Annotated in this window: 17 protein-coding genes and 1 tRNA gene; 14 read left to right on the forward strand and 4 right to left on the reverse strand. The window is 55.7% G+C overall.

From position 1 onward, the window contains the following. Positions 1–38: 38 nt before the first annotated feature. The 7 genes from EE36_RS12410 (at position 39) to EE36_RS12440 (ending at position 7,431) form a co-directional block, all read left to right on the forward strand. Positions 39–419, forward strand: a complete 381-nt coding sequence (locus tag EE36_RS12410) for a hypothetical protein (RefSeq protein ID WP_005852735.1) — start codon at positions 39–41, stop codon at positions 417–419. A gap of 86 nt (positions 420–505) precedes the next feature. After that, positions 506–1,015 carry a hypothetical protein gene (locus tag EE36_RS12415; RefSeq protein WP_005852736.1) on the forward strand — a complete coding sequence of 170 codons (510 nt, stop codon included), beginning with the start codon at positions 506–508 and terminating at the stop codon, positions 1,013–1,015. Then, positions 1,002–1,781, forward strand: coding sequence for a terminase family protein (locus tag EE36_RS12420; RefSeq protein ID WP_005852738.1), 780 nt, complete (start codon positions 1,002–1,004; stop codon positions 1,779–1,781). Before EE36_RS12415 ends, EE36_RS12420 begins: the two co-directional genes overlap by 14 nt. A 2-nt stretch (positions 1,782–1,783) precedes the next feature. Next, a complete protein-coding gene (locus EE36_RS12425; protein ID WP_005852739.1) occupies positions 1,784–2,497 on the forward strand; it encodes a hypothetical protein in 714 nt (237 codons plus the stop codon). Between the two features lie 184 nt (positions 2,498–2,681). Further along, entirely contained in the window at positions 2,682–4,085 is a 1,404-nt protein-coding gene (locus EE36_RS12430) for an N-6 DNA methylase (protein ID WP_005852741.1), read from the forward strand. Next, positions 4,057–5,706 carry a restriction endonuclease subunit S gene (locus EE36_RS12435; RefSeq protein ID WP_156785534.1) on the forward strand — a complete coding sequence of 550 codons (1,650 nt, stop codon included), beginning with the start codon at positions 4,057–4,059 and terminating at the stop codon, positions 5,704–5,706. The genes EE36_RS12430 and EE36_RS12435 overlap by 29 nt, the downstream gene beginning before the upstream one ends. 3 nt (positions 5,707–5,709) lie before the next feature. After that, on the forward strand, positions 5,710–7,431 hold the full coding sequence (locus EE36_RS12440; protein ID WP_005852743.1) for an AAA family ATPase: 1,722 nt from the start codon (positions 5,710–5,712) through the stop codon (positions 7,429–7,431). Positions 7,432–7,979: 548 nt separating this feature from the next. Here the strand turns inward: EE36_RS12440 and EE36_RS17490 are convergent. Further along, on the reverse strand, positions 7,980–8,219 hold the full coding sequence (locus EE36_RS17490; RefSeq protein WP_156785535.1) for a hypothetical protein: 240 nt from the start codon (positions 8,217–8,219) through the stop codon (positions 7,980–7,982). 195 nt (positions 8,220–8,414) lie between these two features. Here EE36_RS17490 and EE36_RS12455 point away from each other — a divergent pair. Beyond that, a protein-coding gene (locus EE36_RS12455; protein ID WP_156785536.1) for an IS3-like element ISSusp2 family transposase occupies positions 8,415–9,502 on the forward strand; the annotation gives its coding sequence in 2 pieces (ribosomal slippage) (positions 8,415–8,676 and positions 8,676–9,502; 1,089 coding nt in all). Further along, positions 9,494–9,582, forward strand: a tRNA-Phe gene (locus EE36_RS17495). The genes EE36_RS12455 and EE36_RS17495 overlap by 9 nt, the downstream gene beginning before the upstream one ends. Positions 9,583–9,660: 78 nt before the next feature. On the opposite strand, the gene EE36_RS12460 is transcribed toward EE36_RS17495, so the two are convergent. From EE36_RS12460 to EE36_RS12470, 3 genes are all read right to left on the reverse strand, one after another. Beyond that, complete coding sequence (locus EE36_RS12460; RefSeq protein ID WP_005852748.1) at positions 9,661–10,227, reverse strand: hypothetical protein; 567 nt, start codon at positions 10,225–10,227, stop codon at positions 9,661–9,663. A 129-nt stretch (positions 10,228–10,356) separates the two neighbouring features. Beyond that, the gene (locus EE36_RS12465; protein WP_005852750.1) at positions 10,357–12,414 is read right to left on the reverse strand and encodes an ATP-binding protein; all 2,058 of its coding nucleotides are present in this window, start codon (positions 12,412–12,414) and stop codon (positions 10,357–10,359) included. Positions 12,415–12,584: 170 nt separating this feature from the next. After that, positions 12,585–13,379, reverse strand: a complete 795-nt coding sequence (locus EE36_RS12470) for a DeoR/GlpR family DNA-binding transcription regulator (protein ID WP_005852756.1) — start codon at positions 13,377–13,379, stop codon at positions 12,585–12,587. Between the two features lie 166 nt (positions 13,380–13,545). Between EE36_RS12470 and phnD the strand changes: the two genes are divergently transcribed. The 5 genes from phnD to EE36_RS12495 are packed head-to-tail and all read left to right on the forward strand — an operon-like array spanning position 13,546 to position 17,871. Further along, entirely contained in the window at positions 13,546–14,526 is a 981-nt protein-coding gene (gene phnD / locus EE36_RS12475; RefSeq protein ID WP_005852758.1) for a phosphate/phosphite/phosphonate ABC transporter substrate-binding protein, read from the forward strand. Positions 14,527–14,580: 54 nt separating this feature from the next. After that, positions 14,581–15,366: a phosphonate ABC transporter ATP-binding protein gene (phnC, locus tag EE36_RS12480; RefSeq protein ID WP_005852760.1), complete on the forward strand. Its 786-nt coding sequence runs from the start codon at positions 14,581–14,583 to the stop codon at positions 15,364–15,366. Next, on the forward strand, positions 15,363–16,157 hold the full coding sequence (gene phnE, locus EE36_RS12485) for a phosphonate ABC transporter, permease protein PhnE (RefSeq protein WP_005852762.1): 795 nt from the start codon (positions 15,363–15,365) through the stop codon (positions 16,155–16,157). The genes phnC and phnE (EE36_RS12485) overlap by 4 nt, the downstream gene beginning before the upstream one ends. After that, positions 16,154–16,963, forward strand: a complete 810-nt coding sequence (gene phnE, locus EE36_RS12490) for a phosphonate ABC transporter, permease protein PhnE (protein ID WP_005852764.1) — start codon at positions 16,154–16,156, stop codon at positions 16,961–16,963. Before phnE (EE36_RS12485) ends, phnE (EE36_RS12490) begins: the two co-directional genes overlap by 4 nt. Next, the gene (locus EE36_RS12495; RefSeq protein WP_005852766.1) at positions 16,960–17,871 is read left to right on the forward strand and encodes an HAD-IIA family hydrolase; all 912 of its coding nucleotides are present in this window, start codon (positions 16,960–16,962) and stop codon (positions 17,869–17,871) included. Before phnE (EE36_RS12490) ends, EE36_RS12495 begins: the two co-directional genes overlap by 4 nt. Positions 17,872–17,980: the final 109 nt, after the last annotated feature.

The following is a 17,980-nucleotide window of genomic DNA, read 5'->3' on the forward strand; positions in this document are numbered from 1 at the left end:
GATTTTCCCGTCTCGCTTTTTCATTATGGAGCACACCAATGGCAGAAAGTAACGATGATCAGGCTGCAAAGCTGATCGAATCCCTCTCCGGTAAAATGGTTGAGGCAATCCTTCCCAAAATTGCGGAATCCGTGGAGGCCCAGATTCAGGGCGTCGTCAAAAAGAACGACGAACTGCTGGATGAACTCAAGCAGAAGAAATCGGTCGACGAACTTGAGGCGACAAAGAAGCTGCTCGCCGGTCTTGAGGCCAAACAGCAGCAGGAACAGACCGACAAGAACGGTTTGATGCAATTCGGCTCTGAGGGTCAGAATATCAAGCTGTCCAAAGCCGACGCGCGCGACCCGGTCAAGTATCGGTCAGCGAAGAAGCTGGCCGCCGACCGTGGCGTTGACCTTGAAATTGTTCGCGACGAATGAGCCGGGGTCAGCAGCATAAACTCCTGAACCTGCCCGATAAGGTTCGGCAGGATGTCGTCCGAGATATCGTTCTCGGACGGCGTTCCATGGACCGGGTGACGAAAGACCTGCAACGCGACCTCAAGTTCAAAATCTCGACCACGTCCGTCAGCCGGTTCATGGCGCAGCATGTGGGCGAAGAAGAACGTCTAGGTATCCTTGCGCAAGCCGCACATGATGCAAAAATTGCTGACTTCAAAGCACGCGGCGAAATGATCGACGAATTCGGCGAAGACACGGACAAGGACCTGAAATGGGTTCTGCGCGAATTGAAATCGCTGCTGCAAGACGCAAAGGATGACGACGAAAAGGCGATGCGTCTCGGCACGCTGAAAGAGTTGCGGCAATCGCTGATGGCGCTGGCTGACCTGCACGGCAAGCTGAACAAGAAGATGGACATCCATCTGAACCTCAACGAGAGCCCGCAGTTCATTCAGTTGCGCCAGATCATCATGCGGGTTCTGGAAAACCACCCGGACGCCAAGCACGACTTTCTGGACGAGATGGACCGGATGGGCGTGATCAAGGAATCGGTTCTGATTGATGACCGCCCCTGATCCTCATCTGCTGTCCTTCCTGCAAGGGCTGACCGTTTCGCTCGATCCCGTCGAGCGCTTCCGCCTTGCCATCGGTGAACCGGATGCTTGGCAGGTTGATCTGCTGCGCTCGGATCCGCGTTCAAACGAGGCGGATCGGATGATCCTTGCTCTGAGTGGTCGCCAGTCGGGAAAATCGACCACGGCGGGCGGTCTCGGTTATGACGACTTTTCGCGCGGCAAGACGGTGATCCTGACGGCCCCGTCACTGCGCCAATCAACCGAGTTGTTCCGACGCATTCTGGAATACAAGAACACCGATCCGTTCTGTCCACCCATCGTGCGCCAGACTCAGACCGAACTAGAAGCGCATCCCCGGCATGGCGGGCGGATCATCGTTGTCCCGGCAACTGATCAGGCGCGCGGTATGACAGCAGACACGATCATCGCGGATGAGGCGTGCTTTCTGGATGATGATGCGCTGACCGCGTTCTTCCCGATGCGCAAAGAGACCGGGCGGATATTCCTGCTCAGCACCCCGAACATGCGGCAGGGGTATTTCTATGAGACTTGGACATCCGCAAAGCGGGTGCGCCGCATCACGGCGCGATCCATCGACATTCCACGGCGCAAGGCGCAGGTCGAGTTCGACAAGGCAACGATGTCTGAGGCGACCTTCCGGCGTGAACACCTTTGCGAATTCATCGGTGCGGGAACGCCGCTGGTTTCTTGGGAGGCGCTTGAGAAGGCGTCCAATCCAAACGTCAAAGCACTGGAGCTTGTGTAACCATGGCAAAACCAGAATTCATCTTTCACAAGGATGGCACGGTCACGTTGCCATCGAACTCTGATCCGGCAGCAGCCGGGACGCATAAACGAGGCTGGGTTCGCCATCACGTCGGCATGGACCTTGGGCGCAATGACCCATCGGCCATCGTCGTGGTGCGGGACGAATGCTATCAGCAGTTCACGGGGCGCGGTTTCGAACAGGAATTGGGGCCGCGTCAGGCGACCGTCGTGTTCCAAGAGACCATCCAGCTTTTCTCCTACACCGACCTCGCCGACTACCTCGCCAAGCGGCTGCTGAAAATCCCGCACTGGACGCTGACAGTTGACGCATCGGGCCTTGGACAGCCGTTCTCATCGGTTCTGGATCAGGCGGGTATCGAACACTTGGGCGTCGTGATCACTGCCGGGTCAGCCATCACCCGCGACGGCAATACGGTGCGCTGCTCCAAATCGCTGTTGGTAGAGAACCTCGCTGCCGGGGTAGAGACCGGTGGTTTGACCGTCGCCGATGATCTCGGCGGCAAGCAAGATTTGATCAATGAGATCGCGTCTTTCGAACTGACCTCGACCAGTGCTGGAAACCTTGTGCTGGCTGGCGGCGGCAAGGGGCACCACGCTGACCGCGCGATTGCGGCGGCTCTCGCCTATCTGCGGGTTACGCATCTGGGCGCGCAGCACGGTGGCGTTGAACACCGACTGCATGGTTGGGCTTAACGAAAAGGCTAAGAGGCTGCTTTAGGTTTCTGGCAGTAAGGTATCGGGTGCCGGGCAACACACGCACACTGCAAGTCTTTTCTGGGGTGGAGAGAAAATATAGCGCGCTGTGGGCACGGCCTGCTGTACCCTTAGCCAACCCTACGCTATCAAGTCTCAAGAAATTCGCCGGAACGGTACCTCCATGAAGAACGAAAATGTAGTCCAACGTATTTGGAACCTGTGCCATATTCTACGCGGCGATGGGATCAGTTACCATCAGTATGTATCCGAACTGACCTATCTGCTGTTTCTAAAAATAGCTCAGGAAAACGGTGTAGAACGGCTTCTACCTGCCAAATTTCGTTGGAATGACTTGGTTAATCATCCAGAAGACGGCCTGCTGGGGTTTTATCAGGAAATGCTAACTCATTTGGGTACTAGCGCAGAAAGCGAGATCATAAGGGCGATCTATGCATTTCCAACAACCGTGTTTTCCCATTCGGAAAATTTGCGTGCGGTCATCGACGGCATTACGGAAATCGAGTGGCACGATCTTTCAGATGATCGTTTTGGTCAAATTTATGAGGGGTTGATTGAGAAGAGTTCGCAGGATGTACGCTCTGGAGCTGGTCAGTACTTCACGCCACGTCCCTTGGTAAACTCTATGGTTAAGGTTATGAGGCCTAGGCTGGGGGAAATGATACAAGATCCTGCGGCGGGTAGTGGTGGGTTCTTAATTGCGGCTGATCAATTTATCAGGTCTGGCAACTCCGACAGTGCATATTCAAAAAACCCTCCAAAGTACCAAGGCGCTGAAATCGAAAAGAATACTCGCCGAATCTGCCTGATGAACACGTTTCTCAATGGCCTTGATGCGGAAGTATTCTATGGTGATGCGCTGACCGACGATGGGGCAGGCTTTCAATCGGCTAATCTTGTCTTAGCCAACCCCCCATTTGGCAACAAAGCTGGCAGCAGGCGCAAACTTCGTGCGGATATCCCGTACCCCAACGCGAATAAGCAGCTCGCATTCCTTCAGCATATCTATCTCTGTCTAGAGACAGGTGGAAGGGCGGCAGTTGTACTGCCTGACAACGCCCTGTTCGAAGAAGGTGTGGGAAAACTCGTTAGACGAGACCTTATGGAAAGCTGCAACTTGCATACTGTCTTAAGGCTTCCGAAAGGCATTTTCTCCAGTGCAGGAGTGAAAACCAATGTCCTGTTTTTCAGCCGGGACGGAGAAAAAAGCACTGAAGACGTCTGGTTTTATGACTTGCGTTCTAATATGCCGACTTTCGGGAAAAACAATCAATTGAAACCTGAACACTTTACAGAATTTGAACGCTGTTTTGGTGAAGACCCATTGGGTAGGTCCTCGCGTGAGGATCAGGGTGAGATGGGCCGTTTCCGTTGTTTTTCCCGTGAAGAAATTGCTGAACGTAACGAAAATTTGGATATTTCTTGGCTTCGCGAAGAGGTTAACGACGCTGGCGACATAATCGGTGCACCTGAAGATATCGCTTCTGCAATTCTTAGTCACTTACGTTCAGCAGTAGGAGAAATGGAAGCGGCCATCAATGAGCTGGATGAAAACAACCATGCCTAATTTACCTGATGGATGGGTAACAATCCCCTTGGGCCGTTGTGGCGATTGGTTTGGTGGTGGAACTCCCTCCAAACGAAACCCTAGCTATTGGAATGGTGGAAGTACGCCATGGGTATCACCTAAGGATATGAAGGCAGACCGAATTGGTGATACGAAGGACTATGTCACTGATTTGGGGATAGAAAACTCCACGACTCGTGTTGTTGCCGAAAACTCCCTATTAATAGTGACTCGCAGCGGTATTTTGCGGCACTCGTTGCCAGTGGCCTTAGCGAATAAAGACGTCGCGTTTAATCAAGATATAAAAGCTCTCACACTTTTCTCGGGGATTGATCCAGAATACGTTCTATATCATCTAAAGGCGGATGCTGACGACATTCTTGATGCGTGCGCCAAAGCTGGAACTACTGTTGAGAGCCTTGATTTTAACCGTCTTAAATCCTACCCGTTGCGTATTGCGCCCAGTTTGGAACAAAGACGTATTGTCGAGAAACTCGACATACTTACTGGGCGCACGGATCGCGCTCACGACGAGTTGAGTCGAATTCCGGAACTCGTCGCTAAATACAAATCCTGTTTCTTGCGGTTAGCGTTTACTGGTCAGCTCACAAGTGATTTTAGAGGCGAACATTCGCGGAAAGGAACAGGTGTTGAGAATATACCTGACAGCTGGGCAGTTAAACCTCTTGGAGAAATTAGTGAAATCCAAGGTGGGGTACAAGTTGGCAAAAAACGTTCCTCAAGCACCGATTTAGTTGAGGTTCCGTATCTGCGTGTTGCCAATGTTCAGCGTGGATGGCTCGACCTTGAAGAAATAAAAACGATAGGTGTTACGCCTCAAGAAAAAGAACGTCTCCTCCTAAGGATGGGGGATATTCTCATGAACGAAGGAGGAGACCGGGACAAATTGGGGAGAGGATGGGTTTGGAATAACCAGATCGCAGATTGCATTCATCAAAACCATGTTTTTCGTATTCGTTTGAAGGACAGTTCTTTACCTCCTGAATTTGTATCGCACTATGCTAACGAAATGGGTCAGCAGTATTTCGTTGATCAGGGAACGCAAACCACGAATCTCGCGTCAATCAGTAAACGAAAGCTGGCGGCTCTGCCGGTGCCAGTACCTCCTAGTGACGAAGCCGTTGAAATAGTTAATCGCATAGATGCCGCGTTCGCATGGCTTGAACGTATTTCTTCTGAACAAGCTGCCGCATCTAAGTTGCTGCCGGAGCTAGATGCAGCCATTTTGTCCAAAGCTTTTCGTGGTGAACTCGCGCGACAAAACCCAGATGATGAACCCGCAAGCAGGATACTGGCTCGGGTCTCAGTAGAGGGACAGGCGGCACCGACGCGAAAATCGCCTCACAATACGAGGAAGAGAAAGGTTGGCAAATTGACGGCCAAGAGTTTGGTAGAAGTTCTGGAAGAAGCAATGGACTGGATTCCAGCACAAGAAGCATTCAGTCGATGCGGAATTGTCGAAGGTTCCGAAACTACTGAAATCGAAGCCATTTATGCTCAATTGAGAGTGCTGGATAAATCTGGGCGTCTCGAAGTTCGAGCGGTGCGAGATAAAGATGGTCGCAAACAATATGACCAATTAAAGCTTAGGGCTGCGTGATCAATGCGACTGGATAAGATCAAAATCGGAAGCGCGAAGAACAGCCCAACCCACCAATTCAAAAACCTTAAAGATGTCACCATTGATTTCGACCAAAATCACTGGGTAACCGTGGTTATCGGTTGGAACGGCACTGGTAAATCTAATGTCCTGGAAGCGTTGGCGGTGATCTTTCGAGATCTAATCATGCGCAAGAGGTCACCAGAGTTTGCCTTTTTACTACATTACAGAATGGATAGCGGAGAAGCTACGCGTCACATTGAAATTGATGCCGATCCCGACAGAGCGAAAGAGCCATTTATTATTCACGTCGCTGACGATGCCGAGGCTAGGGGAGCGGGGACGTTGCTACCATTTGTGGAGGGTGAGCCTGAGGTAAGTGCTAAGCGAGGCAAGAAGATTTCCCTTAGTGTCTTTTTAAAGGAGGAGGACAGATACTTACCACGATATGTGTTCAGCTATTATTCGGGTGAAAGCACTAGAATGCACGAAGTGTTCAGCCCGTATTTGGAGCGCTATGATAGCGACCTGCGTGGCGGTAAAGACCCCGGATTGAAGCGACTATTCTTTGCTCAGCCAGTTCACAGCCAATTCGTCTTGTTGGCATTTCTAATTCAGCAGTCTGAAAACGTGCGGGATTTCTTGGTGGACCACCTAGGGATCGATCCGATCGAGGGAATCGAGTCTGTGCTTTTTGTACTCCGCCAACCGCCGTGGAATTCTAAGGCATCTGATGGTGATCCTCGATTTTGGAATGCACGTGGTGTCGTGAGTAGCTTTCTTGATCGTCTATATAACATTGCTTTAGCACCCATCGAGATAAGTCGGACTGAGCCGGTATCCCTTTGGAATAAGAAAAAGCTTCAGTTCAAGTATCTCTATGTCAAGGATGTTGATGCCCTGCGCCGTTTGGTGGGTGAGCAACCTGCTGCTGAGTTTTTTAGAGACCTCGAGAGCACGCATGTTTCCCAGCTTATTGACGAAGTTCGTATCAAAATTAGGCTTCGGAACAGCGATGGTAGTGTGACATTTAGAGAGCTAAGCGAAGGAGAACAGCAACTTCTTACTGTTCTCGGGTTGTTGCGTTTTACGGCGGATAGCGAAGGTCTCTTTTTACTTGACGAGCCCGACACTCACCTTAACCCAAGGTGGTGCGTTGACTACATTTCCTATTTGAAACAATTTGTCTCTGAAGAAGACCAAGAGCAGGATGCTAGCCATATTCTTTTAACCACTCATAACCCTCTGGCAATCGCGGAGTTGGACAAGGAACAAGTTCAAATTCTGAGACTATCTCGAGATAGCGAAAGCTACAAAATTGTGGCTTTCCATCCCGAAATGGATCCACGTGGGCTTGGCTATGCTGCGATTGTTACCAGCGACATGTTCGGTATCGCTTCCTCAATGGATAAGCCAACTCAAATTTTACTAGAAAAACAACGTATATACGCTTCGAAAGCAAACTTGACAGATGTCGAGCAGGCAGACTTGGACGAGATCAATGTAGAGCTTTCCAGGCTAGGCTTTCATTTTTTCCATCCCGATGACGAATACTCAAGATACCTGAGACTTAGGAATGAAACATTGACCAATTTGTTTAATGCCAATTCTTCCGATGATCTTGCAGAACAAGTGGTTGCACTTCCCCGCAAGGAAAGAGAAGCGCTTGCAAGGCAGCTCGTTGAAGAGCTCGTTTCCGAAGCCTCCAAAGAGGTCGAGGGTTAAACTTCGTGAGATATGTAGACGTTGCAATGCTCGCTCTGCCGCCCGGGTGGATTGCTAGAGCAACCGCTGCTGCAGAAGCCGTGGCGAATGGTGATGATATTGACAACTACGCGAACGTCTGGCGCGATCTAAAAAACGGGCTGGCCGATCTTCTTCATGACAAATGTTGGTTCTGTGAGACACCGGTAGAGCGCTCCGACAACGCAGTTGACCATTTTCGCCCCAAAGGAAGAGTAAGCGACGCAGCTCATCCTCACTCTGGATATCGATGGTTGGCTTTTGATCAACGGAACTTTCGATACGCATGTACTTTCTGCAATAGCAGGCGAAAGGGTGTTGATTCAGTGACCGTAGGCGGTAAGGCGGATCGTTTCCCCCTAGTCACCGAGGCAAATCGCTTGTATGCGAACGGGCCCCTCGCTCAAGAGGAACCGGTATTGCTGGACCCTTGCGTGCTAACTGATTGCAAATTGCTTGGATGTCAGCGGGAGGATGGAAAACCTTGCGCCACAAGTGATGATCCGACTGACAAGCTCCGCGCAGAACAGTCAATTGAGATACTTCACCTTCACTATGAGCCAACCTGCAAGAGACGGCACACCGAGGCCGTTAAGCTCTTTGCGGATATTGAGGAAGGTAAGCGTCGGTTTGTCGAAGCCGCCAAAGACATCACCCGAAAAAGCGATTTTCAGGAAGTGGCGAGGCGCCTTATGAGGATGATCAACCCCAAAGCCCCGTTTAGCGGCGATATGCGGTTTTTGCTGCGTGCAGAGCGGAGCGATGATCATCCTTGGATACAAGAACTTCTGGAAGCTTAGTGTGACCCTTGCAAAATCCTTGTAACGCTGGACGCCCACCGCAACTATCGTTTTGCCAACAAGCGGTTAGCGTCTAGCCCTAGGTATTTGTAATGGTAATCCCCCCTAAAATTAGAGGTGTTCAAAAGTAGAATTTTCTCGGCAAGATATCTGAGGAGATTTACGATGAAGAACGGACGATACAGCGACGCGCAAATCATGGCAGTGTTGAAGCAGGCGGAGGGCGGTGTGCCGGTCTCTGAGCTGTGCCGTGAGCATGGCATGAGCAGCGCCAGTTTCTATAAGTGGCGCGCTAAGTTTGGCGGCATGGACGCGTCCTTGATGTCCGAGATGAAGGATATGGCGGAAGAGAACCGTCGTCTGAAGCGCATGTATGCCGAGATGAGCATGCAGAATGATCTGCTGAAGGAAGCCCTTGGAAAAAAGCGTTAAGGCCGTCTCTGCGTCGAGAGATGGCCAGGAATGCGGTCGCACGACACGGCGTAAGCATCGCGTCAGCGTGCCGGGCGTTCGAGATCAGCGAGACCTGCTATAGACACAGCCCTGTAATGAGCAATGAGAATGAAGAGATCGCCGATTGGCTGGAACGTCTGACAGCAAACAAGCGCAACTGGGGCTTCGGCCTGTGCTTTCTGTATCTGCGCAACGTCCAGGGTTACGGCTGGAACCACAAGCGGGTCTATCGGATCTACTGCGAGCTGGAGCTAAACCTGCGTATCAAGCCCAAGAAACGCTTGAAGCGGGACAAACCGGAACCCCTGTCTGTGCCTGATAAGCCCAATGAGACATGGTCGATGGATTTCATGGCGGATCAGCTGGCAGATGGGCGCTCGATCAGGACATTGAACGTGCTGGATGACTTCAATCGTGAGGGCCTATGCATCGAAGTGGACTTCTCGCTGCCCGCAGAGAGAGTGGTCAGAAGCTTAAACCAGATCATCGAATGGCGCGGTCAACCGCAGACAATTCGCGTCGATAATGGCCCAGAATATATTAGTGGTAAGCTGATGGAATGGGCCGAAAAACGCAATGTTCGACTGGAATACATCCAGCCAGGCAAGCCACAACAAAATGCCTACATTGAACGCTACAACCGCACCGTTCGCGGCGAATGGCTTGGGCAATACATCTTCGAAACCATCGAGGAGGCACAAGACCAAGCAACTGAATGGCTCTGGACTTACAACAACGAGCGACCCAACATGGGTATCGGCGGCATGACACCCGCCATGAAACTGAAAACAGCCGCCTGAATTCTACGGCTGGACCCCATTAAAAATGGGGGGATTACCTAATCAGTAGGTCCGCGGTTCGAGTCCGTGTGGGGGCACCACTTATTCCCTGATTTCAATACATTGACAACTTTAGGCGTCGCCGCATCCGCGATGCATTTCCCACTTTTGTGCGCGCTTCACTGCTTGGCTCGCGGTAGGGGGATGATGTTTGATTTTCGTTTCATCCGCGCAAACTCCACCTGTGCGGCGTCTTTGCAGGTGGGGCAGATGGAATAACTTTTGGCGAAGTTATCCGCATCTGGCGGGGTGCGCAGATCGATCCATTTGTCGCCGATCTGGAATGCACAGCAGACCGAACATCGCGTGGTATCGTAGTATTCCTCGAAGGCGCTGACCGTAGGGTGAGGGGGGCTGGTGATCGCGTGGACAAGCATACTGCCGATGGTCAGGCTATCGTCGGGGGAGGGCCAGATCGTCAGCCGGTACAACCGCCGCACATCCGGCCCGTCACAGCGGTAAAGGATACTGAACAGTTGCTGTTCGATCCGGCAGGCCTGAAACACGCCGAACAGATAGGTACGGGTGTTGGCCCCTTCGACGAAATCCCAAATCTCCCGCCCCAGCACATGGGTGGAGGTCGCCCCCGGCGCGTCATTCTCTATGGCGAAGGCGTCCCATTCGGACCCGACAGAGATGATCCGATCTTTGTTGTCCACGACATAGCTGTTTGTTTTGAGGTCCAATGAAAATGCCCTTGGAAAAATTTCAGGTCATAAACAGGATCATCGTTACGCTAGGTCATCATATGCGCGAAACCGGCGCTTGCCCAAATATTTATCGTTAGAATTTAAAGTACCACGCCCTTCTGCGCTTCAAGCCGTCTTCTGGTTATCGGTCGCGCCGGTGCAGGGCAGCGTCAGACTGAAGGTGCTGCCCACGCCCAGTTTGCTTTCCAGTGACAGCGATCCGCCGTGCAGCTCTGCTAGCTGCTCGGAGATGGCCAGCCCCAGCCCCAAACCGCCGTTTTGCCGTGTCATGGACCCGTCAACCTGTTGGAAACGCTGGAACACGCGGCTCGCGTCCTCCTCTGCGATGCCGTTGCCGGTGTCGGTGACGCTGAACACGATCTCGTCGGCGGAATGTAGCATCGACAGGTGGATTTTGCCTTCGCTGGTGAATTTGATCGCATTTGTAATCAGATTGTACAGGATTTGTTTGACGCGCACCTTATCCGCTACGGTAGCAGCAGGGCCGTCGCCGGCATAGGTGAGGGTCAGCCCTTTTGCCTCTGCGGCGGGTTGCAGTTCTTGCGTGACGGTGCGGGCGATCTCGTCCAACTGGGTGGGGGCCATGTCCAGCTCCAGCTGGCCGCGGGATACTTTGGTCCAGTCCAGCAGATCTTCCACAAGGCGGATCATATGCTGCGATGATTCCGCGATTCCGGCACCCTGATCGGTGATGAACTTCTGGTACTCTATCGCGGCGGCAGCCGATTTCGGACAGCCGCTGCCATCGGCGGTCAGCGCTGACATCAACCGCTGCGCCTGAGGCATCTTATCACTGTGCCGCATGAATGATGCGCGGCCAAAGATCACGGTCAGCGGGGTGCGCAGTTCGTGCGAAACGTTGTTCAGGAACTCGGTCTTCTCGCGGTCGGCGGCTTCAGCGGCTTCTTGCGCGCGCTTCTCGGCGGTCACATCCGTCCAGATGCCGACGGTATAGCCGTGGGGGGTCTTTGCTTCTGTCACCTTGAGCCAATTGTCGTTGCCGATGTCTTGCAAGAACGCCTGACCCGGATTGCGGAAACGTTGCAGCCGCTCGCGTACCCAGGCCTGTTTACTTTTCGAGCCGCTGAGGCTTTCGGTGCGGTTGGCCCAGTTGACCACAAGCTCTCCCATGGTGGCACCGGGGACGATCAGATCGGCGATCTGGGGGTGATAGTCGCGGTACTTCTGGTTCACCACCATCACCCGTTCCTTGTCGTCAAACGCGATAAAGCCTTCGTCGATCGCGTCGATGGCCTCGGCCAGCAGGGCGTGCGCGTTGGTCTGGTTCAGCGCCATCCGGCGGAAAGCCAGCAGCACGCCCAGCAGGAATATGGCGGAAATGAGGGCGAAACCCACCAGGTTCCGGCTTTGTGGTGAATAGGCCGGCCATCCCGCGGCGGGGCGTACGGCGGCTTCCCATGTGGTGCCCAGAACGTTGAACGTGGTCACGACTGGCTTGTCTTTCAGCGCGCTCAACCGGTGGTCGGGCAGGGCCTCTACCAGACCAGAGGCTTTGAGCGGGTGCAGCTCGAAACTGTATTGCGCGGGGTCCGAGAAATCATGTTGCGGGGCTTGCAGCAGGCCTTCCTGATCCATCACGACAGAGATGACGCCCCAGAATTGATCGGTGTTCAGCTCGGCGTTCGGCAGGAACACAGGGTAATGCATGATATAGCCGGTACCGCCCTGCACAAGGTTTACGCGGTCATCCACCACGGGCGCGCGGGTGCGGTAGGCTTGGGCAACGCTCGCCATCTGGGCGGGCAGTTGCCAGTATTTGACGCCGATCGTCTCGCGGTTATCGGTTTGCGGAAAGCTGTGTGTAATCGACAGGTTAGGGGCCAAAGCGACAGCGATCACGTCAGGATTGTGTCGCTGCAGGTCGCTCACGGTACGCGCGATCTGACGCTCGTTGATCTCCCCCGCCACGGCAAGCGTATTCTCGATGTTCTTGGCCACCAATACGGCTTCGAAGAAACGCAGCTGGATCTGGTCGGCCACCGAATGCAGGGCCTGTTCCACCTCAAGGCGCAGCGCGGCGAGGTGATTGTCGCGGTCGAGCTTCACAATAGAATAGGCAATCCCGCCGATACTTGCGAGCAGGACAATCGTCAGAACGACGAATACCTTAGAGGCTAAATACCCCGTGAACTTATTGAGCAAAGTGCCACCCTCTTCCGTCCAGGTAGGCCGCCGCACGACTTTCTGTCGTTGCTGGTTTGCCTGCCTTTGTCCCCTTTATTGATTGCATCATTGTTTATCGAACGGACAAAATACGGGCGCAATCGAGGCATTTTGTAGACTTTTGCGCAAAGCGGTCATGCCGGTTACTGTCAGGAGCTTTCGGGGGTGATCACGGGGGTGCGATGCTGTCGAAGCGCTAGGGCAAGCCCGTCCTTGGGGGCTGCATCGGTGATCAGATGGCCTAGATGCTTTAGCGGGGTTACCTGCGTCAGGTGACGTTTGCCGAACTTGCTGGCATCAATCAGGAAATGCGCGGCGCGGCTTTGGTCCAGCATGGCGCGTTTCACCTCGGCAAAGCCCGCGATGGCCTCGCTCACGCCTGTTTCATCCAGCGCGGAGGCCCCAAGAAAACACGCGTCGACATTGAAACCGCGCAGAAAGTCGCAGGTGGCAGTGCCGGTCAGCGCGGCCTCTGCATTCATATAGTCGCCGGGGGTCATGACCACCCGCACCCTGTCGGAGGCCCCCAAGATCATCGCGACCTGCAGGCTGTTGGTTAATACCGTCGCCGTCACGCGGGAAAGGGTCAGCGCCCGCGCGAATTCCATCATCGTTGCGCCTGCGTCGATCATCAGGGTTTGCCCGTCTGTCACCCGTTTTGCGGCAAGCTGCGCCATCTGGCGACGTTCATCCACATGTTCGCGTTGACGTTCATCCAGCACGCTTTGCGCCCCCGGCGCGCGGGGGGAGGCCCCGCCGTAGGATTTCTGCAAAAGCCCCTGCGCGCTGAGCTCGGCAATATCGCGGCGGACGGTTTCGGTGGTCACATCAAAGCTGGCCGCAAGGTCCGATACACGCACATGCGGGGCAAGGCGCAGTTCCAGCAATATTTGCGCGTGGCGCTCTGCTTTGCGCAGGTTTCGGCGTTCCGTTCCGGTATCCATTCTGCGGTTCCTTTCGGCGGTCGAGGCGATGCAACCGACCGTCAATATTTGGCACTTGCCAAATTACTAGGCGGAAAATGTTGCGAATCGAAAGCTTCAATGCTCGTATCGCGTAATTAATCGTGCAGCACACTCTGTGCGGGTATTCTCGGGGAGGAGAAACAAGATGATCAAACGCAGCTTTATCACGGCGGGCCTGATGGCCGCTTTTGCCATGACCGGCACCACCGCACTGGCCGAAGAATGCGCCGAGCGCGGCGCGCTGGACGCGATGTTCTGTGACGCCAACGGCGATCTGGTAGCCGATGCGCCCACGGACGAAAGCATGCTCAAAGACCCGTCGACGCTGGTCTTTGCCTATACACCGGTCGAAGATCCCGCGATCTACGAAGACATCTGGACGCCCTTCATTGACCACCTGTCCGAGGTGACCGGCAAGAAGGTGCAGTTCTTTGCTGTGCAATCCAACTCTGCCGAGGTAGAGGCGATGCGCTCGGGCCGTCTGCATATCGCGGGCTTCTCGACCGGACCCACACCCTTTGCTGTGAACCTTGCGGGCGTTGAACCCTTCGCGATCATGGGCTCCGAAGACGGGCAGTTCGGCTACAAGCTGCAGGTCTACACCCAAGCCGACAGCGATATCAAAGAGATGGCCGACCTTGCTGGCAAACGCGTCGCGCATACATCGCCCACGTCGAACTCCGGCAATCAGGCACCGCGCGCGCTGTTCCCTGATCTGGGCGTCGTGCCGGATCAGGACTACGAAGTGACATACTCGGGCAGCCACGACCAATCCATGCTGGGTGTGGTCGCGGGGGACTATGATGCGGCACCGGTTGCGTCCGAAGTGGTGGACCGCATGGCGGAACGCGGGCTTTATGATCCTGCCGAGGTGCGCATTGTCTGGGAAAGCGATCCGTTCCCCACGACATCCTACGGCGTGGCCCACGACCTGACGCCCGAGCTGAAGGACAAGATCAAGGAAGCCTTCTTTAGCTACGATTTCACTGGCACCGCTTTGGGCGAAGAGTTTTCGGGCGTGAGCAAATTCGTCCCGATCACCTATAAAGACCAATGGGCCGTCATTCGCCAGATCCAGTCTGCCAACGGTGTTGAGTACACGCCACAAGGCCTTGCTGCTGAATGATTTTCCTGTCGAGGCCGGTCCCAATGGGCCGGCCTCACGCATAAGGTATCCTACATGTTGAAAATTACTGACCTCGTCAAACGCTACGGCTCTGGCGATCCGGTCCTCAAGAATCTTGACCTCACCATCGAGGGCGAAAGCGTCGTGTCGATCATCGGGTCTTCCGGTGCGGGCAAAAGCACGTTGCTGCGTTGCATCAACCGTTTGGTTGAACCCACCTCCGGCACGATCGAGCTGAACGGCACCGACCTGACCCGCCTGCGGGGCAAGAACCTGCGTGCCGCACGGCGCAAGATCGGGATGGTGTTTCAGGGGTTCAACCTCGTGGATCGTCTCACCGTGATGGAGAACGTCCAGTCGGGCCGTCTGGGGTATATTTCAACATGGTCCGCCATCACGCGGCGCTATCCCAAGCAAGACATCCGCCGCGCTTACGAGTTGATGGAACGGGTCGGCATCGCCCATTACGCCGACACCCGCGCCGATCAGCTGTCGGGCGGTGAACGTCAGCGTGTCGGCGTGGTCCGCGCCCTGATGCAAGAGCCCGATATCCTGCTGGCGGATGAACCCACCGCATCGCTTGACCCCAAGACATCGGAACAGATCATGGGCCTGCTGCGCGACCTGTCGCGCGAGCTCAAGCTGCCGGTGTTAATCAACATCCACAATGTGAACGAGGCCAAGGAATACACCGACCGCATCGTCGGCATGCGCTATGGCCGGATCATCTTTGACGACAAGCCCGACATGCTGGACCCCGCCGCGATGGAGGCGATCTATGCGGGCAGCCCCCATGCCGACCGCAGCGGCGGGCCGGATGACAAGGCAGCCGCATCATGACCGCGCCGCGCGACACTTGGGTCAAGCCGCCCTTCATCGCCAATCCGGCGCTCCGCTGGGCCGTGTATCTGGGGGCCATCGCCTATTTCGGCTGGGTCGGGCTGACCATGCCCATCGACTGGGACCGCGTCGCCGAAGGTATCGGCCGCGCAGGCAAGATCTTTGGCGGGGCCTTTCCCCCGAGCTTTGAACGCAGCGGACTGCTGATCGACGGCTTTCTCGAAAGCCTCAAGATCGCGGTGCTGGCCACGGCGCTTGGCGTGCTGCTGTCGATCCCCATCGCCTTTATGTCCGCACGCAATGTGGCCCCCAAGCCGGTGTTCTATCTGGGCCGCGCCCTTATCATCATCGCACGCAGCTTCCATCCGGTCATTGTCGCGATCCTTTTCGTCAAGGCCGTCGGCTTCGGGCCGTTCGCCGGAGTGCTGACCCTGACCGTCTATTCCATCGGCTTTGTTGCCAAGATGCTGGCCGAGCGGATCGAGGAGATCGACTTTGGTCAGGTCGAGGCCATGCGCGCCGCCGGTGCGCCGTATTTCTCGACGCTGTCTTACGCGATCTTCCCGCAGATCATGCCGCGCCAGATCGGTCTGACCATCTACCAGCTTGATTCCAACCTGCGGGCCTCTGCCGTGGTGGGGATCGTGGGGGCAGGGGGCATCGGTGCGACGCTCGCCAATGCCTTCGGCCGCTATGACTATGATTTTGCCCTTGCTATCACCATCGTCATCGTCGGGGTGATCCTTTTCTCCGAGGCCGTCAGCGGCGTCATCCGAAAGCGTATCCAATGACCTCACTTTCTACGCAATTCGGGCGCGACGACTGGTCCCGGTTCACATTCAAGCAACGTATGACGCGCTATGCGATCTTTCTGGGCTGTGCGCTGGCCATCGCCTGGGCGCTCACCTCGATAGAGGTGATCTGGCCGTGGGTCTGGGGTGCCCCTGAACAGATCGCCGATCTGTTTGGCCGGATGTATCCGCCGGACCCCAGCAATCTGGAGACCATCCTCAAGGTGCTGTGGGACACGGTGAACATCGCGACATTCGCCACCACCTTTGCGGTGCTGCTGTCGCTGCCGGTCGCCTATATCTCGGCGCAGAACACCACACCCAACCGTGTGACCCTGTGGCTGGGGCGGCTGATCCTTGTGACCTCGCGGTCGGTGAACACGATCATCTGGGCGCTGCTGTTTGTGGCGATCTTCGGGCCCGGTGTTGTGGCCGGTATCGTGGCGATCATGTTCCGCTCTATCGGGTTCATCGGTAAACTGCTGGGCGAGGCAATCGAGGAGATCGACACACGCCCCGTCGAAGCGCTTGAGGCGACGGGCGCGTCGCGCTTCAAGGTGATCGTCTATGCGATCGTGCCGCAGGTGATGCCGACCTTCTGGGCGGTGGCCATTCTGCGGTGGGATATCAACCTGCGCGAATCCACCGTGCTGGGTCTGGTGGGCGCTGGCGGCATCGGGATCATCCTGCAAGGTGCCATCGACACGTTCAACTGGCCCGAGGTGGCGACCATCCTGCTGGCGATCATCGCGCTGGTGGTGGTGGGGGAAGTCATCTCTGCCTATCTGCGCCGCCGTATCCTGTGACCCAGAGCATCGGCGTCGACCCGCAAAGCGCCTTTGCGCGCTATCTGCAAATCGCCGACCGTCTGCCGCGCACCGCGGCGGGCGGTCTGGCGGAAACCGGCATGTTCACCGACATCGCGGCGCGCTTCGATCTGATCCTGTTTGACGCCTATGGCGTGCTGAACGTCGGCGAAACCGCGATCCCCGGTGCGACCGATACCATCGCGGCGCTGCGCGCGGCGGGCAAGGCGGTTGGCGTGGTGTCAAACTCCGCCGCCTATCCCAAGGCGCATATGATGGCGCGCTACGCCCGTCTGGGGTTCGATTTCTCCGCCTCCGAGGTGACCACCAGCCGCGAGGCGCTGACCGCGCATATCGCGGGGCTGCCGCCGTGCCGATGGGGCGTGATGATCAACCCCGCCGTCGATCTGGGGGAACTGGCGACGCTGAACACGACTGTGCTGGGGGATGACGCCGAAAGCTACGATGCGCAGGACGGGTTCTTGCTGGTGGGCGCGGACGGCTGGACCGACCGTCGGCAGACATTGCTGGAGGCGTCGCTGAAACGCGCGCCCCGTCCGGTGCTGGTGGGCAACCCCGATCTGGTGGCACCGCGTGAAACGGGCCTTTCGCGGGAACCGGGCTGGTTTGCGCACCGGTTGGCCGATCGCACCGGTGTGATGCCTGTGTTTCTGGGCAAGCCGTTCGGGCAGGTCTTTGACATCGCCCTCGGCCGGTTCAATCGCGCCCTTGCTCCCGAACGGGTGCTGATGGTCGGCGATACGCTGCATACCGATATTCTGGGCGGCGCGCAGGCGGGCTTTGCCACGGCGCTGGTCACGGGCTATGGCTCGCTCACGGGGCTGGATGTGACGGATGCCGTCGCGCAGGCCGGTCTGTCGCCCAATTTCATCGTCCCCAACATCTGACGCCCGCGCCCCCGCGCATCGGCGGATCATGACCCCTTGGGCGATATCACGGTTTATTTTGTGGCCCCCACAGGCTACCACCGAACCCGAGGCTATCAGAACAAGGGCA

It is taken from the genome of Sulfitobacter sp. EE-36, assembly GCF_000152605.1.
Taxonomy (GTDB): domain Bacteria; phylum Pseudomonadota; class Alphaproteobacteria; order Rhodobacterales; family Rhodobacteraceae; genus Sulfitobacter; species Sulfitobacter pontiacus.

What these genes read in the sequence shown, in the direction of transcription:
- EE36_RS12410 (WP_005852735.1), top strand. Translation starts at nt 39, where the DNA reads ATGGCAGAAAGTAACGATGATCAGGCTGCAAAGCTGATCGAATCCCTC.
- EE36_RS12415 (WP_005852736.1), top strand. Translation starts at nt 506, where the DNA reads ATGGACCGGGTGACGAAAGACCTGCAACGCGACCTCAAGTTCAAAATC.
- EE36_RS12420 (WP_005852738.1), top strand. Translation starts at nt 1,002, where the DNA reads ATGACCGCCCCTGATCCTCATCTGCTGTCCTTCCTGCAAGGGCTGACC.
- EE36_RS12425 (WP_005852739.1), top strand. Translation starts at nt 1,784, where the DNA reads ATGGCAAAACCAGAATTCATCTTTCACAAGGATGGCACGGTCACGTTG.
- EE36_RS12430 (WP_005852741.1), top strand. Translation starts at nt 2,682, where the DNA reads ATGAAGAACGAAAATGTAGTCCAACGTATTTGGAACCTGTGCCATATT.
- EE36_RS12435 (WP_156785534.1), top strand. Translation starts at nt 4,057, where the DNA reads ATGAGCTGGATGAAAACAACCATGCCTAATTTACCTGATGGATGGGTA.
- EE36_RS12440 (WP_005852743.1), top strand. Translation starts at nt 5,710, where the DNA reads ATGCGACTGGATAAGATCAAAATCGGAAGCGCGAAGAACAGCCCAACC.
- EE36_RS17490 (WP_156785535.1), bottom strand. Translation starts at nt 8,219, where the DNA reads ATGATCATCGCTCCGCTCTGCACGCAGCAAAAACCGCATATCGCCGCT.
- EE36_RS12470 (WP_005852756.1), bottom strand. Translation starts at nt 13,379, where the DNA reads ATGGATACCGGAACGGAACGCCGAAACCTGCGCAAAGCAGAGCGCCAC.
- phnD (WP_005852758.1), top strand. Translation starts at nt 13,546, where the DNA reads ATGATCAAACGCAGCTTTATCACGGCGGGCCTGATGGCCGCTTTTGCC.
- phnC (WP_005852760.1), top strand. Translation starts at nt 14,581, where the DNA reads ATGTTGAAAATTACTGACCTCGTCAAACGCTACGGCTCTGGCGATCCG.
- phnE (WP_005852762.1), top strand. Translation starts at nt 15,363, where the DNA reads ATGACCGCGCCGCGCGACACTTGGGTCAAGCCGCCCTTCATCGCCAAT.
- phnE (WP_005852764.1), top strand. Translation starts at nt 16,154, where the DNA reads ATGACCTCACTTTCTACGCAATTCGGGCGCGACGACTGGTCCCGGTTC.